Source organism: Pseudomonas sp. Eqa60, from assembly GCF_018326405.1.
Lineage (GTDB): Bacteria > Pseudomonadota > Gammaproteobacteria > Pseudomonadales > Pseudomonadaceae > Aquipseudomonas > Aquipseudomonas protegens.
Genome location: NZ_AP024342.1, coordinates 724,265 through 740,809, shown reverse-complemented (window position 1 = coordinate 740,809; position 16,545 = coordinate 724,265). Strand labels below are relative to the sequence as shown.

Annotated in this window: 9 protein-coding genes; 2 read left to right on the top strand and 7 right to left on the bottom strand. The window is 64.3% G+C overall.

Annotation, left to right across the window (positions count from 1 at the left end):
• Positions 1–75 precede the first annotated feature (75 nt).
• Entirely contained in the window at positions 76–1,209 is a 1,134-nt protein-coding gene (locus tag KI242_RS03225) for a HAMP domain-containing sensor histidine kinase (protein ID WP_053148822.1), read from the top strand.
• A gap of 87 nt (positions 1,210–1,296) precedes the next feature.
• Here KI242_RS03225 and KI242_RS03220 read toward each other — a convergent pair whose 3' ends face one another.
• Together KI242_RS03220 and KI242_RS03215 are read right to left on the bottom strand one after the other, a co-directional pair.
• A complete protein-coding gene (locus tag KI242_RS03220; protein WP_011058997.1) occupies positions 1,297–1,599 on the bottom strand; it encodes a chaperone modulator CbpM in 303 nt (100 codons plus the stop codon).
• Between the two features lie 23 nt (positions 1,600–1,622).
• The gene (locus KI242_RS03215; RefSeq protein WP_011058996.1) at positions 1,623–2,564 is read right to left on the bottom strand and encodes a DnaJ C-terminal domain-containing protein; all 942 of its coding nucleotides are present in this window, start codon (positions 2,562–2,564) and stop codon (positions 1,623–1,625) included.
• A gap of 297 nt (positions 2,565–2,861) precedes the next feature.
• Between KI242_RS03215 and KI242_RS03210 the strand changes: the two genes are divergently transcribed.
• Positions 2,862–4,127 (top strand): Hsp70 family protein, encoded by a 1,266-nt coding sequence (locus KI242_RS03210; protein WP_212805897.1) that lies wholly within the window; start codon positions 2,862–2,864, stop codon positions 4,125–4,127.
• 66 nt (positions 4,128–4,193) lie between these two features.
• Here the strand turns inward: KI242_RS03210 and KI242_RS03205 are convergent, their stop codons facing one another.
• The 5 genes from KI242_RS03205 to KI242_RS03185 form a co-directional block, all read right to left on the bottom strand.
• Positions 4,194–5,204, bottom strand: a complete 1,011-nt coding sequence (locus KI242_RS03205) for a membrane protein (protein WP_011058994.1) — start codon at positions 5,202–5,204, stop codon at positions 4,194–4,196.
• Positions 5,205–5,329: 125 nt separating this feature from the next.
• The gene (locus KI242_RS03200; RefSeq protein ID WP_172621738.1) at positions 5,330–5,512 is read right to left on the bottom strand and encodes a hypothetical protein; all 183 of its coding nucleotides are present in this window, start codon (positions 5,510–5,512) and stop codon (positions 5,330–5,332) included.
• A gap of 8 nt (positions 5,513–5,520) precedes the next feature.
• A complete protein-coding gene (locus KI242_RS03195; RefSeq protein ID WP_212805896.1) occupies positions 5,521–5,988 on the bottom strand; it encodes a hypothetical protein in 468 nt (155 codons plus the stop codon).
• 71 nt (positions 5,989–6,059) lie between these two features.
• A complete protein-coding gene (locus tag KI242_RS03190) occupies positions 6,060–6,797 on the bottom strand; it encodes a hypothetical protein (RefSeq protein WP_244868162.1) in 738 nt (245 codons plus the stop codon).
• A gap of 95 nt (positions 6,798–6,892) precedes the next feature.
• Positions 6,893–16,531: a hemagglutinin repeat-containing protein gene (locus KI242_RS03185; RefSeq protein WP_244868161.1), complete on the bottom strand. Its 9,639-nt coding sequence runs from the start codon at positions 16,529–16,531 to the stop codon at positions 6,893–6,895.
• Positions 16,532–16,545 lie beyond the last annotated feature (14 nt).

Below are 16,545 nucleotides of genomic sequence, written 5' to 3'. Positions count from 1 at the left end.
TGGCTGCTGAAATGTTCGATTAGGCGCTAAGATGCGTCTCGGTTTTCCACTCACTGCCCAGTAAGGTGCCCGGCTATGCGCCTGTCCGATTTTATCGTGCAGCACGTTGATCGAATCGTTGATGAATGGGAACAATTTGCCAGGAGCCTCGCCCAGGACTCCCTGACCCGCACGGACCTGCGTGACCACGCGCGCTCCATCCTGCTGGCCGCCGCCCGGGATATGTGCACCGCCCAGAGCCCCGGGGAACAAAGGGCCAAGGCCAAGGGCGAAGGCCCGGAAAAAACCCCCAGCCTGGATGCCGCGGCCGCCAGCCATGGCGAGCTGCGCCATCACGTGGGTTTTGACCTGGTGCAGATGACCTCGGAATTCCGCCACCTGCGAGCCTGCGTGATCCGCCTGTGGGTGGCCAGCCTGCAGACACCGGACCTGGCCTACCTGCAGGACATGATCCGTTTCAACGAAGCCATTGATGAAGCCCTGGCCGAGTCCACCGCGGCCTATGCCGAACAGGTCAGCCGCTCGCGGGATATCTTCCTGGCAATTCTTGGCCACGACCTGCGGGCGCCGTTGCAGGCAGTGAGCATGTCCACTGAAATGCTGGCACGCAAAGTCGCCCTGGACGGCGACGCCCAGGCCTTCGTTTCACGTATCAAGAGCGGCACCCGGCACATGGGCGCCATGGTCAGCGACCTGCTGGAGTTCGTGCGCAGCCGCCTGGGCAGCAGCCTGCCCATCGAACCTGCGCCCATGGACCTGGCCAGCGCGGCCAAGGCGGCCATGGACGAAGCCTGCGCCGGGCAGCCCGATTGCACCCCGCTGATGAGCTTCGAGGGCGACAGCCATGGCATCTGGGACCGCGGGCGCATCGAGCAGATGCTGCAGAACCTGATCGGCAACGCCCTGCAGCACGGCAACAACCGCCGCACCGTGACCGTGACCATCACCGGTGGCGCGGAACAGGTGCTGTTGACCGTGCACAACTACGGCACGCCGATCCCCCCGGAGGCCCTGGGCACCCTGTTCGACCCGTTGGTGCGCAGCGTCGACGAAGAACTGGGCAACCCCAGCACCAGCCTTGGCCTGGGGTTGTTCATCGTCAAGGAAGTGGTGGTTGCCCACCAGGGCAGCATCGAAGTCAGCTCCAACGCCAGCGATGGCACCACCTTCACCGTGGTCCTGCCGCGCGTCTCCCGCGCCACCCCGTAGGAGCTGGCTTGCCAGCGAAGGCGCCAGCACAAGCGACGCAAGGCTCAAGGGCCTCTTCGCCGGCAAGCCGGCTCCTACAGGGGGCGGTCAGTCCACCAGCAGGCGGCCCAGGCGCTGTTTGAGCATCTGGTTCTCGGCGCGCAGTTGCCGCACTTCGTCCAGCAGGTCCAGGGCCAGGGCCACGCCTTCCCATTCCAGGTCCAGGTCGCGGCGCAACTTCGCCGCGCGCTTGGCCAGGGACAGCTCATAGTCGTTGAAGCGCCAGTCCTTGGGCGCCCGGCCCTGAGGTTCGAGGATGCCGTGCTCGACGATTTCGATCACGTAGGCCGCCGACAGGTCGGCCACTTCACAGAACTCTTCCATGTCCAGCTGAACGATCAGGGTGCTCATGATCAGCGCCTCCTAGTGTCGAATCAGAAATTTTCCCGGGGGTCGAACGCTGCCTTCTTCGCCAGCTCCTGCCACAAGGCCTTGACGTCGTCGCCCGCCTGCTTGGGCATGACCGCCTTGAGTTGCACGAACAGGTAGCCGCGCTGGCCGGCCTTGTTCAGCAGGCCATGGCCCTTGGCGCGCATGCGCTGGCCATTCTGGCTGCCGGCCGGAACCTTGAGGTTGATCTTGCCGGTCAGGGTCGGTACCGCGACCTCGGTCCCCAGCGCCAGCTCCCAGGGGGCCAGTGGCAGGGTGATGATCAGGTTCTCGCCTTCGACATCGAACTTGGGATGCGGCGCGAAGCGAATGGTCAGGTACAGGTCGCCATTCGCGCCGCCGCCCACGCCCGGCGCGCCCTGGCCCTTGAGGCGGATGCGCTCGCCGTCGGTGACACCTGCCGGAATCTTCACGTTCAGGCTCTTGCTGGTGTTGCTGACGTGTTGGCCATTGGCGTTGTACTGCGGCACCTGGAAGCTGATCTTCTTCGACTCGGTGGACAGGGTTTCTTCAAGAAAGATCGGCAGTTCCATTTCCACATCCTGTCCACGACGACCGCTGCTGCGGCGCTGCTCCGGGCCGCCGAATCCTGGCCCCCGGTTACCAAAGATCGAACTGAAGAAGTCCGAGAAATCGCCACCGTCCTCGCCGCCGCCAAAACCGCCACGGCTCTGCCAGCCCGGCGGGCCCTGGAAGGGCTGGCCATGCTGGCCGTACTTGCGCAGGTCGTCGTACTCGGCGCGCTTGTCCGCGCTCTTCAGCGCTTCATAGGCTTCCGAAGCATCCTTGAACTTGGCCTCGGCATCCTTTTCCTTACTGACGTCGGGGTGGTACTTGCGCGCCAGCTTGCGATAGGCGGCCTTGATCGCCTTGTCGTCCGCTGTCGGCTCCACGCCGAGAATCTTGTAATAGTCTTTGAAGTCCATCGAGGGAATCACCATCCGTTATCAAAGTCGCGCGGCGTGCAGCACAGCATGCTCGGTCTGGCAGCATGAGAATTGATCAATCTCAATCCTCTGACTGAACGGCGCATCAGAAGTTTATCGGCAGCCGCGGGCGGATCTTGTGATCCCAGGTGGCTGCTCGGCCCATGCCTGCAAGTTTGGGGGTCAAGGATAGTCTTTCAAGGCACAACAGGTAGTGATTTAGCAGATAGTCGGCCTTTGCAACGCGCAAGGACTGGCGTACGCTGCGCGGCCGTTTTTTTCACCGGACCCAAAGACATGAACAACGCCACCCCGGCCCGTGCCTGCGGCATTGACTTCGGTACCTCCAACTCCACCGTCGGCTGGCTGCGCCCCGGCGAGGAGACGCTGATCGCCCTGGAGGACGACAAGATCACCCTGCCTTCGGTGGTGTTCTTCAATATCGAGGAGCGCCGTCCGGTATACGGCCGCCTGGCGTTGCACGAATACCTGGAAGGCTACGAAGGCCGGCTGATGCGCTCGCTGAAAAGCCTGCTGGGCTCCAAGCTGATCAAGCACGACACCAGCGTGCTGGGCACCGCGATGCCCTTCAAGGACCTGCTGGGGCTGTTCATCGGCCAGTTGAAGAGCCGCGCCGAAGCCGCCGCCGGTCGCGAGTTCGAAGAAGTGGTGCTCGGGCGCCCGGTGTTCTTCGTCGATGACGACGCCGCCGCCGACCAGGAAGCCGAAGACACCCTGGTGGAAGTGGCCCGCAAGATCGGTTTCAAGGAAGTGTCCTTCCAGTACGAGCCCATTGCCGCGGCCTTCGACTACGAATCCACCATCGAGCGCGAGGAACTGGTACTGATCGTCGACATCGGCGGTGGTACCTCGGACTTCTCCCTAGTGCGCCTGTCCCCCGAGCGCCGTGGCGTCGACAACCGGCATGACGACATCCTCGCCACCGGCGGCGTGCACGTCGGCGGTACCGACTTCGACAAGCAACTGAGCCTCCAGGGCGTGATGCCGCTGTTCGGTTACGGCAGCCGGATGAAGAGCGGCGCCTACATGCCCACCAGCCACCACATGAACCTGGCGACCTGGCACACCATCAACTCGGTGTACTCGCAAAAATCCCAGCTGGCCCTGGGCAGCATGCGCTATGACATCGAGGACACCGGCGGCATCGACCGTCTGTTCAAGCTGATCGAACAGCGCGCCGGGCACTGGCTGGCCATGGAAGTGGAAGAGACCAAGATCCAGCTGACCCACGCAGAGAACCGCCTGGTAGCCCTGGACCGAATCGAGCGCGACCTCAGTGTCGACCTGAGCCGGGCCTTGTTCGAAACCTCCATCGACGGCCTGCTGGAGCGCATCCGTACCAGCGTCAGCCAATTGCTGAGCGACGCCAATGTCGGTGTAGGTCAGGTCGATACGGTGTTCTTCACCGGCGGTTCCAGCGGCATTCCGGCGCTGCGCCAGAGCGTGGCGGCGATGCTGCCCAATGCCCGGCATGTGGAAGGCAATATCTTCGGCAGCATCGGCAGCGGCCTGGCCATCGAGGCCAAGAAGCGTTACGGCTGAAACAGCTTCGCCGGCCCGCCGGCTCCTACAAGGTTCTGTAGGAGCCGGCGGGCCGGCGAACAAGGTTCACACCAATCCCGCCAGCTTCAACTCGCTCTTCAGGTACGCGTAATAGATCGGCCCCGCCACCACCCCGGGCAGGCCGAAGGCGGCCTCGAACACCAGCATCGCCAGCAGCAGCTCCCAGGACTTGGCACTGATCTGCCCGCCAACGATCCGCGCGTTGAGGAAGTATTCCAGCTTGTGGATAAAGATCAGGTAGCCCAGCGCCGCCACCGCCACCCAGATCGACAGCGACAGGCCGACGATGGTGATCAGTGTGTTGGAAATCAGGTTGCCGATCACCGGCAGCAGGCCCAGCAGGAAGGTCAGCACGATCAGGGTCTTGGTCAGCGGCAGCTTGACCCCGAACAGCGGCAGGATCAGCGCCAGGAAGATCCCGGTGAAGAAGGTGTTGAGCAGGGAGATCTTGATCTGGGCGAAGACGATGTTGCGAAACGCCTGGACCAGCAGGTGCAGACGGTCGAACAGCGCCGCCGCCAGAGGCTTGCGCTTGGTCAGGTCGGGGACCCGCTGCAGGGCAATGATCGCCCCCAGGACCATGCCGATCAGCAGGGTCACGAACATGTGCGCCGCGTCCTTGCCTACCAGTTGCAACTCGCTCAGGTGCTTGCTGGCCCAGGCACCGATGGCAGCCTGGAACTCGGCGGCGCTGGCCGGCAGGTAGGAATCGAGGAACGGCGGCAACTGGCCCCGGGCCTTGTCCACCACCACCATGAACTTGCCCAGCGAGGCACCCGGGTTCTCCGCCTCATGCAGCAGGAAACTGATGGCCCCGGCGAACAGTAGGGTCAGCAGGCTGACCACCAGGGTGCCCAGCAAGGCCACCGCCAGCCAGCGCGCACGCCGGCCTTCGATCAGCCGCTGCAGTTGCGGGGTGAGCATGTTGACCAGCTCGAACACCAGCAACCCGGCCAGCAGGCTGGGCAGCAGACGCAGGGGCAAGGCCAGCAACAGGCCACCGAAGATAATGATCCAACTGATGAACAACAGATGACGCTGTGAAAACGCTGGCATATAGCCTCAAGACAGACAGCGGGGAAAAGACCGGCAGTCTGCCAGCCTTCACCCCTGAGGAATAGTGGCAGGCGCCGTGAGGACGCGGGCTTACAGGGTACTGGAGTGTTGTGACAGGCGAAGGTTCAGTCGGCTTTGGCCCCGGGCGCCGGGGCCGAAAGGTCGGGCAGCGGCACGTCGTAGCCGCAGTAGTGCAGGCGAGAGCCCAGGCGCTGGTTTTCGTAAACCAGAGAGGGCGCCGTGCAACTGCTGATGCCTCCCAGACAACCACTGGCCAGGGCAATCCCCATGGCACCGCGGATACTCACAGACACCTTCACTTTTTGTATTTGCTGATAAACGAATACCTGATGCCCGCTGCTTCGACGATGCTGCGCATTTCCTGCTCTTGCCCAGGTTCGCCGACAAAGAACAGCCAGACCCGAGGAAAGCGCTGACCACTCAGTGCACCGCCGACAATCGCCTTGTCCAGTGCCGGGTTGGCCCCGAACATCAGGAACCTACCGTTGGGGCTTTGGGAAACCTTGGCGAACATGTCACGCACATTGAAGCGTTCAACACCCCCGCCGGCCACAATCACTAGACGATCAGGAAGCTGCCCATGGCTGTTGATCTGCGTGACAAGCTGTTGCAAATCCTGGTGCTCACCCTGTGCCGAGCCACCGCTGTCCCTCTGCACCACATCAGCGACCTCAGACAGGACCTGATCATGATCCTTGGATAGCGGTTGAGAAGCACAACCACTCAAGAGCAGCAACGTCGCAATCCATGCCCAGGTATTCATAAACATATCCTTATGTACTGTCGGCTAACGGGCTTGTCAGCAAACACCCTCCTTAGAGCAGGCCCGAAGGTTCAAGGTGAAGGCGCCTTGAGATCGGGCAGCGGCACATCGTAGCCGCAGTAGTGCAGGCGGGTCAGGGTCAGGCGCTTGTCGGGGTAGTCGCTGCCCCAGGCACTTCCCCGGTCATAACGAGCCTTGCCGCGGGCACAAGCAGCCTGGAGCCGGTTTTGTGCCTGAGCCAGAGCCGAAGGTGCCAGACGCTTGATCTGCAAGCTGGCAAAGAACGGCAGGATAAAGGTCCGATCCAGATCGTAACCCTTGGCGCCCAAAGCCAGACGTTGCCCGGCATGTACATAGAACGGTTGAGTAAGGCCGCTTTCCCCTTCCCAGCACCAATACCTGACCTCATCCTCCCAGAGCCCCACTGCAGCCCCCTGCCAGTGCTCATAGAAGCGCAGGCACTGGTAGCCACCCCGGGTGACCCAATCCACTTCACGGGGTTTGGCACCACTGCCGGGCAAAGCCAATGCAGCCAGCTTGCCCTGGAGAAAGGCGTCGTGGGGATACATCAGCCCATAACCCTCACCGTCGAGAAAACTGCTGACCTTCATGTACAGCGAAGACGCCGATACCTGGACATCGCCATAGGCGAAGGTCCCCTCGGTAGCGACAGACAGGCTGTCGCTGATTCTGTCGTAGTAGAAACCGCCCATGAGCGTACCGCATTCTGTGTGCCGGAACGGTTCAGGCAGGTCGAAGGAGAAACGCTGGGGCAAGGTCACCCGCTTGGCCCCTTCGCTACACAACATGCGCTGCTCGGTGCGTCGCTCCTGCGGCTTGGCGGGGAGGTTCAGGCATCCCCCGAGCAGCAATGCCAGCCCCACCACCAAACTTGGACTCCCCCTCATCTGCGGATAGTGTCCTTGCCATTGGCATCGATGAACGTAGGTTCAATGTACCGGGGATTCTTCTTGAACTGGTCCTGCAGCGCATTGGGCGCATCACCGCACATGCCCTTGGCAACACACAGGTAGTTCGAGTGCGGGCTATCCACTCCCGTCAACGAGGTGCTGGTCGCCAGCGAACCGAAGAAACGAGCCACCGGGTCGGACGAGTGCGTGAAGTTCTGCCCCAGCAGATCCGACACGGTATCGGTGACCGGCAACATGCCGAAAAAGGTCTTCGACCCCGGACGGTTGACCTGGAAGAAGGCGCCGTTGCCGATATCGAATCCGGCGGCATCGGCGGCTTCAAAGAAGCTCTTGGAACCCACTGGGGCGCCCGACAACTGGATGCTCCCGACCTGGCCATTGAGGTTGAAATCCAGGCCGGAAATCGCCCGGTAGGTCAACAGACCGCCCTGGCTGTGGCCGGCAACGTCCAGCTTGTACTCATCCTTGATCCCGGCCTGGAAGAAATCGTGCAGCTGCTGGGCGTTACCAGAGCGTACCGTCCCGCCCAGCGCCACATCCCACAGCGACTCGACCAAGTCGCCGAGAATCCCGTGCTCGGGGTTGTAGGCCTGCATGAAGGAATCGGAGCCGGTCTGCATTGCACCGTTGACCAATGCCGCCATCAGCGAGTTCTGGATGCCGTTGGTGAACACTGCACCATCACCATCGGGACGCTCGATCTCCATCAGCTTCTGCACGTTCTCGATCATCGGTTTGCCGGACAACGGGTCCACCTTGATGGTCTTGCCGTCGGACTCGTACTGGTACTTGGTCTCCACCCGATAGAAGCGCATGTCACCCGTGATCAAGGCCGGCACTTGGGTGATCAGGCCACCATGGTTCTCGACGCCGGGCATGATGCCACCGGTGTACTTGCCAGCCTTGTCGAGCACGGTTTCCAGGAGCCCGGGAATCCAGGCCAGCGGCAGCAACGACGGGTTGTCGGCCACCACCTGGTCCGCCGCCTTACTCAGGTCGCCAAACTGGGTGAAGATACCCGAGGCATTCTTGCCATAGTTCTTCATCCCCTCCTTCCACTGGTTCAGGGTCTGAATCGGGTGGTTCACCGACTCCAGGGACGACTGCGAGACATACAGGTCGGTACGCTTTTCCTTGTCCTTGGTGATTTCATAGGCCAGGGACACATCGCGGTTCAGGCCTGCAGTGGAGTCGGCGCCAGTCTTGGCGTCGTTGCGCACGGTGATGGTGCCCGCGCCCACTGTGGCGCGCACTTCCTGCTCGCGCTCCTTGCGGTAGTCATAGCCGCTGACGCTCCAGCCGGACGCCCCGGTCTTGCCCTTGCCTTCCTGGCTCTTGTCCGTGGTGAAGGCCACGTCCTTGCCGCCGGTGGCCTTGGCGCCATCGCCGCCGCCCCAGCCAAAGGTGCCGCCCGCATTGACGTAGTAGCTGTGCTCCTTGTCCTGGCCGGAGATATCGCGGAAGCCCAGGGTGCCGGTGTCCAGCTTGAGGTTGCCGTTGTCGGCGGCGACCAGCGCGCCGTCGAGCTGGGTGTGCTTCTCGGTGCGGATGTCCACCCCGTTCTTGCCGGTGATGCTGGTCTGCTCCTGGACCCAGTTGGTCTTGCCGGTGGTCTTGCCCATGCCCAGGGAACCGCTGACGCTGCCACCGCCGCCCAGGCCGATGCTCACGGTGACACTGGCATCCATTTCCTTGCCGCTGACCTTGCCGGTGTCCGGCACCGAGGACACGGTCAGGTCACCGCCAACCCGGCCGATGACCTCACCACCGCGCAGGGTGGCGCCGGCGATGGTGGTGTCCTTGCCACTGCTGAAGCGCAGCTGGTCGCCGGCTACCAGATTGGCGTTCTGCTGCCGCTGGTTGTCCCGGTCCAACTGGCCCTTGCCCATGTCGACGCTGGCGTAGACCGAGATGAAGTCCTTGCCGCCCACGGCCAGGCCCACTTCACCACCGCCGCTGTGGCGGTTGGACTCGCTGCTGGAATCGTTCTGCGCGGCGCGGATGGTCAGGTCGTTACCGGCGCCCAGGTCGATATCGCGCCCGGCCTGGACCTGGGTTCCGATCAGGGTCAGGTTGTTGCGCGCCTCAAGGCTGACATCACGCCCGGCGAGGAATACCGACGGGGTGTTGGTGCCCTGGTTCATCTGCTCGCTGGCCACACCGTTGCTGCCGCCGATACCGGCACGGGCGCTACCGCCGCCGCTCTGGCCATTGATGCCGCCCTGGCTGCGGGCGGTCTTGCTCTCTTCGGAAACCGAACCGCGGGCCACATCCACATTGATGTCACGGCCCACCAGGGTGATGTCGCGCCCGGCGTCGAACTGACCACCGCGAATGTTGATGTCATTGCCGGCCACGGCGCTGATATCCCGACCGGCCCCCAGGCTGGCAGGGCTGTTGCTGTGCACTTCCTGGCGCGAGCTGCTGGACTGGCTGGCCGTACCGAAATGGGTCGCGGTGGTCGGGCCCGAGGTGAACTGGTTGATCGCATCCACGGTGCTGAGCACGCTGGAGGCCTTGCTGGTGTTGTCCTCGCCTTTGCCGGTGCCCTTGAGGGCGTCCATGGTGTTGCCGTAGTTGTGGCTGACATTGACCGTCAGGCCATTGCGGTCACGGCTCTTGCTGCGCTCCTCGATCGAGGTTTCCTTGCCCGCGTCGATGCTGATATCGCGCCCGGCCTGCAGGTTGATATCACGCCCGGCATCCACTCGCGAGCCTTCCAGGGTCAGGTCACGTCCGGCCTTGATGGTTGCATCCTGCCCGGCCAGCAACTGGCTCGGCGCCACGGTCTGCTCGGCATTGCGCGATTTCTGCTTGAGGCCTTCGCTGCCCAGGAACGCGGTGACTCCATTGCGATCGCTCTCCAGGGACAGCCCCACATGCTTCTCGGACTTCCAGTTGCTCTGGTCCGAGCTGTTGCTGCCGGCCAGGACGTTGATGTCGCGTCCCGCCCCCACATTCAGGTTGCGCTCGGCCGCGGCCGTGCTGCCGATCATGTTGACGTCACGGGATGCCTGCAGGGTGGTGTCACGCCCGCCACTGACCACGCTGCCGACACTCTGGGATTGAATGTTTTCCTGGCCGGATTTCTTCGAGGAGGCAATCGAAGTGAAACTGCCGGAACTGGAGAACCCCACCTTGCTCTTGTACTTGTCGCTCTGGCTGCTGGAGGTGTTGGCCGCGTCCATCAGGTTGATGTCGCCGTTCTTGTCGATCAGCCCGGCGCGCACTTCGGCATCGCGCTTGGCTTCGATGGAACTGGCCGAAAGGTTGACGTTGGTCCCGGATATCACCACCGCGTCATTGCCGGCACTCAGCTCGCTGCCCACCTGGGTGGTGCTGCTGGAGGTGCGGCTGTTGCCGCTCTTGCTCAGGCCGAAGCTGCCTTTCTTCTTCTGGCTGTAGGCGCTGTCCTGCTGCTCCTGGGCCGAGACCAGGCTGACGTCCCGGGTAGCGCCCACCAGCAGGTCGTTGCCGGCCTTGAGCTGGCTGCCGACCACGGTGACGTCGCGTCCGCCGTTGAGGCTGATACGGCCGTCCTTGTCCTGGCTGACGTTGACCATCAGGTCGTGCCCGGCGCTGATCTCGGAAGCCACGTTGGTGGTGGAGGAATCGGCGCTGCGGGTGGTCTTGCTCTTGCCCCAGGAACCTTTCTTCTTCTGGTAGAAGGTCGAGGATTGCTCGTCCTGGGCCGAAGCGATGACGATGTCGCGCTTGGCATTGAGGGACAGGTCGTTACCGGCGCTGACCTGGCTCGCTACCACCGCCAGGTCGCGCCCGGCATTGAGTTCCAGGTTGCCGCCGGTGGTCACGCTGGAGCCCAGGGTCTGCACCGTGTCGTTGGTCACCAGGCCGCGACGGATCGCGCTCTGGGTGAAGGTGTGGTCCTGCACCGCCAGCAGGTCGATGTCGCGACCGGCGCTGAGCTTGGCATCGCCGGCACTGGCGAGCTGGCCGAGGTTGGTCAGGTCGCGACCGGCGCTGAGGTCCAGCTGCTGGCGCGCGGTGATCTGGCTGCCCTGGTCGAGGATGGTGCGATTGCCCGAGCCGTAGCCGACGGCCACTGCGGTGCGGTCGTTGATGATGTCGCCCTTGATCGAGGTGACGCTGACCTGGTTGCCGCGGATTTCCCCGGCCAGGGCGTTGCGCACGCTGTCCTGGGCCATCAGGCTGACCCGCTCGTTGGCCTCGATCAGGCCGCCCTGGTAGAGGCTGCCGCCAGCATTCACGCTCAGGTCGTTGCTGGCCCGCAGGGTACCGACGTTGGTCAGGTCGCCGCCGGCGATCAGGGTCATGTCGCGCCCCTGTATCAGGCTGCCACCGCGCAGGTTGCGGGTTTCCGCCTGGGCCAGGTAGAGCACCGGCACCAGCACTTTCTCACCCTGCACTTCGCGGGTTTCCATCCACACGATGTCATGGGTCAGCGAGGCCACCTGGGCCGGGGTCAGGGACACGCCGATGCTCAGGTTCAACTGGTCCTTGGAAGCGATGGCGTTGTCCATCAGGTAGCGGTACTGGTCGTAGTCGCTGGTCAGCCCGGCCGCCAGGAAGCGCTGGCCGGTCTGGGCCAGCACTGCGTCGCGAATCAGCCGGGTCTCGTACAGGCCGTCGCCCAGGCGGCGCCAGGTCTGGTCGGTGTTGTAGTTGAGGTTGCCGAGCATGTAGTCCGAGCTCATGAAGCGCGACAGGTCGGTGAAGGTCGGGTTGGTCTCGATCAGGTAGCGGCCCTGGGGGTTCTGGCTCTTGACGAACAGGCCGTACTCGCCCTGAGGCACGCGGAAGCTCGACAGCGAGGTCGGGTCCACGGCGGCGAACGGCACGCCGGAGAAATCCACCGGGACGAAGCTGACCTGGGTGGTGCCGTCGGCGCCGACCTTCTCGATGCGTTGTACATCCTTGGCCACCTGGTTGGCCGCCGCGGAGCTCTGGGCATTGACCGTGATCACCTGGCCGCCCACCTGGGCCAGGTTGTTCTGCAGCGTCTGCCCGGTGAGCTGGGCGCGGCTCTGTTCGCTCTGCACGCCGTTTTCAAGGGTGCCGCTGACCTGCAGGTGCAGGCGCTGGCCGGCCTGCAGGGTGGAGGCGTAGGCGCTCTGGGAACCCGGGGTGATCACCGTGTGGCTGGCGGGTTCGTAGATCGGGTACTGGGTCACCACGGTCGGCAGCGGGTCCTGCTGGCCCGGCGCGCGATTGGCGTTGGCGGCGTTCCAGGCGATGGTGGCGCGCTCGGCGGCGCGGAACGCGCCCTTGGAAACCCCGTGCAGGAAATAGCTGATGCTCTCGACCCGTTTGTTCAGGGTCAGGCCCCGGTTGTACAGGTTGTTGGCGGTGATGGAGACATCGCGGTTGGCGGCGATCAGGCTCTGGTCGTTTTCCACCGTATCGGCATTGATGGTCAGGTCACGGTTGGACACCAGGCGGGCGCCAGCGGAGTGCTCGCCCATGGTGCCTTCGTAGGTGGTGTTAACGATGTAAGTGGCGGTGTGGTAATCGCCGGAACAGTCGGTGCAGTTGATCACGATATTGCGCTGGGTGATGGTTTCGCCGACCTGGTAATGGTCCATGGCGTTTTGCAGCAACGCCACGTTGAGGTTCATGTCGCCCTCGCTTTCGATGGTTCCGGAGCGGTTGCTCAGCAGGGCCGCGCGGCCCCCGTCGAGGGCGGCGAAGCTGAGGTTGCCGGCGCTGTAGATGTCGCCGTAGCTGTTGGCCAGGCCGTTGCCCCGCAGGAGCATGTCGCCGCCGCTGTAGATCAGGGTGTCGGCCGAGGTGGTGATGCCGTTGCTGGAGCGCAGCTGCATCTGCCCCAGGGCGCCCAGGGTGCCGCGGTTGTTGATCTGCCCCGCCGACACGTAGAGGTTCTGGCTGGCGATCAGCCGGCCCAGGTTGTCCAGGGTGCCGCGCAGGTTCAGCTCGGTGTCGCCGCCGCTGGCGATACGACCGCCGTTCTGGTTGAGGTCGCTGGCGCCCACCGTGAGCTTGCCCCGGGACGACAGCAGGCCGCTGTTGTTCAGGTTGCCCCCCAGGTCCAGGGTCAGGTAGCCGTCACTGGCCAGTTCCCCGGCGTTGTTCAGGGTCGCGGCGCCCACCCGCAGGCCGCTGGCGCTGGCGATACGGTCGCCGGCACTGAGGTTGAGATCGCCGCCGGTGCTCAGGTCCAGGGCGCCGTTGAGCTGCATCAGCCCGCTGCGGTCCACCCAGCCGATGTCCCAGTCGCCCCGGCCCAGGCCGGTGATGCGCCCCTGGAGGCCCGAGAGCCCGCCCAGGTCGAGTTTGAACAGGCCGTTGCCAGCGTGCTCGATGCTGCCGCCGACGTTGTTCAGGTTGCCCGCATTCAGGCTGAAGGCGTTGGAGCCCAGGGCCAGGCTACCGCCCTGGTTGTACAGGCTGCCGCCCAGGCTGATCCGGCTTTGCTCCCCGCCTACGGCGCGGATTCGCCCGCCGGCGCTGTTGTCCAGGTTGCCGCCCACCAGCAGCAGCGAGCCGGCCGACTCCACCAGGCCGCCCTGGTTGTAGAGGTTGGCCGCGGTGGTCAGGTCCAACTGCTGGGCGCTGATTTCGCCACCCCAGCGGTTGTCCAGGGTCTGTCCGGAAGTGCTGAGCAGGCCGTTGGCGTAGAGCTTGCCTGCCTGGTTGGTGAGGCGATCCACCACCAGCTTCAGGTTGCCGGCCTGGCTGCTGATCAAGCCGGCCTTGCCGTTCAGGGCACTGTTATCCACAGCCCCGGCCGTCACCGCCAGGGTCGCGCCCTGCAGGGTGCCGCCACGGTTGTCCAGGCTGCCCTGGCCCAGGGTGACTTCACCATGGCCGCCCTGGGCCAGGATCATCCCTTCGGCGTTGTTCAGGCCCCCGGCCACCAGGTTCAGGCCATCGCTGCCAGCGAGCAGTTGCCCCTGGCGGTTGTCCAGCGCGCCGCCATCGACCTCCAGGTGCTTGCCCTTGAGGGTGCCGCCCTGGTTGTCGAGACGGGCCAGCTGGGTGACCTTGAGTGCCTGGTCACCGGCGTCGATGACCCCGGCGCTGTTGTTCAATACGCCGTTGTTGAGGGCCACATGCAGCCCCCCGGTCTTGGCCACCACTGCGCCCCTGGCGCTGTTGTCCAGGCCCGCGGCGTTGATCCCGACGCTCTCGCCGAGGATCACCCCGCCACTGTTGTTCAGTTGGCCGCCGTTGACTTGCAGATGCCCGTCGCTTTGCAGGCGCCCCTGGCTGTTGAGCAACTGCCCCGGGGTGGCGCCGTCGGCAGTCAAGGTCAGCAGCAAGCCGTCGCTGCCCGCCGCCAGCAGGCCTGCGCCCTGGTTGTCCAGGCGCTGGGTGCTCAGGCTCAGGCGGTCGCCCACCAGTTGCCCGCCACGGTTGTCCAAAAGGCCGTTGTTGGTCAGCAGCAATTGATTGCCCACCACCACGCCGCCCTGGTTGTTCAGGCTGCCGGAGCCGATCTGCACATCGCCGTTCTTGGCCTGCAAATGGCCCAGGGCGTTGTTCAGATGCTGCTTGACCGTCAGGGTCAGCTGGCCGGCTTCGGCGCTGAGTACCCCGCCCTGGTTCTGGCTGAGGCTGTCGAGGTTGGCAGTCAGTACGTTGCCGATCACCTGGCCCTGGTTGTTGGCCAGGTCCCGGGCTTCCAGCAGCAGGTTGTCCTTGCCTTGCAGCAGGCCGCCCTGGTTGTCGATGTCCGCGGTGTGCAGCTCAAGCCCGGTGGCATCCACCGTGCCGCCCTGGTTATCGAGCTTGCCACTGCTGGTGAGGGTCAGCTGCGGAGCAACCAGGGTGCCAGCGCGGTTATCCACGCTGGCGGACTTGAGGCTGAGCAGCGATGTGGCCTGGAGCTTGCCACCCGCATTGATCAGGTCCTGGGCGAGGCTCACCTGCAACTCGCCCTTCTCGGCGCTGACCAGGCCCTTCTGGCTGTTGTCCAGGCGAGTGCCAGTGATCTTGATCTGGTCGGCCAGCAGCTTGCCGCCCTGGTTGAGCAACTCTGCGCCCTGGGTTTCCAGCAGGGTCTGGGCCTGGAGCTGGCCACCGTTGTTGTTCAACTGCTCGCTGACCTTGAAGGTGGCGCTACCCTGGCTGGCCCCGATCAGGCCCTGCTGGTTGTCCAGCCGCCCGGCGCTGATCTCTACCCGGTCGGCAATCATCGAGCCTTTCTGGTTGCTCACTTCGCGGGCCTTGAGGGTCAGGTCGGCGCCCGCCACTTCCAGGCGCCCGCCGTTGTTGTTCAGGCTATCCAGAGTGAGCGTCGCGGCCTGCTGCTCGCCAAAGCGGATCAGGCCGCCCAGGTTGGCGATGGCCGGGGTGGTCAGCACCAGCTCGTGCTGTGCCAGCACCCGAGCCTGTGCGCCCTGGTTGACCAGGCGCGCGGTCTTGACCTCGACCTTGGGCCCCTGAATCACCCCGTTCTGGTTGTTCAGGGCCTGGCGCGCGGTCAGCTCCAGGTTGCGGCTGGCCAGTACGTTGCCGCGGTTCTCCAGGGTGCCGGCGGTCAGCTTGACCTCGCCGTGATCGTTGCGGCTGTTGTCGGTGTTGACTCCGGCTTCGATGATGCCGTGGTTGACCACCTGCGCGGCGTCCACCACCTGGACCCGGTCCCGGGCCGCCAGGCTGGTCTGCACCTGGATCTGCTCGGCGGCCTGCAGGGTCGCCTCGGTGCCGGCGTAGGCCTTGCCCTTGAGCTCGATGCTCTGGGCCTTGATGGCGATGGCCTGGTTGGCGCCCATGCCGGCGACCGTGACCTTGCCGTTGGCGTCGATCTGGATATCACCGGTGCTGGCCGCCATTTCCCCGGACATGTTCACCCCCACGCCCTTTTCCGTGCCCACCAGGCGGATCGCCCCGGCGTACATGCCGCCCAGGGCCGAGCTGTCGATGGCCAGTTCCGGCTTGGCGCTGGCGTCGGCATCCCGGGCCGTGACACTCAGGTCATCGGCCTTGACGTCGTTGCGCCCGGTGATGACGTTGAGCTTCTTGGCGTACAGGTCGGCATTGAGCTTGGTACTGCGGGTGATCAGGTCGAACTGGTCGATGTTGCTGGCGTTGAGGCCGGCGCCTTCGATGCTGATGTCGCCGCCATCGACCTGGAAGCGATCGAGTTTCTGCCCTTCGATCACCGGCTTGCCGGTGGTCAGGGTGGCCCGTGGGGTGTTGATGAAGCCGCAGCCGTTGCAGGTGATGCCATGAGGGTTGGCGACGATCACCCGGGCCGACTGCCCGGCCACTTCGGTATAGCCCGCCAGCTTGCTGCGATTGCTGCCGGTGACTTCGTTGAGAATGACCTGGGCCGCCTGCCCCTTGAGGTTGGGGTTGCCCATGATGTAGCCGCCCAGCTGAGTGTTCTGGGTCGAGCCGGTACCGTTATTGAGGATCAGGCCGTTGCTGCCGACGTTGTATTCGCTGAACTTGTTGTGGGACAAGCCGGCGCCGTTGGCGGCGTTGATGTTGACGATGGGTACGCCATTGCCGGCCGCGCCGATGGTGGCGTTGCCCCCCGCGGCCGGGTCCAGGGCCAGGCCTGCGGCCACGCTGACGATCGGGTTGAGAAACAGGATCCCCGACAACGACAGGGCAATGCATTGGGCAAAAGGCTTGCGTACGTCCATGTGCGAATCATCCATTCAATAACGTTGCG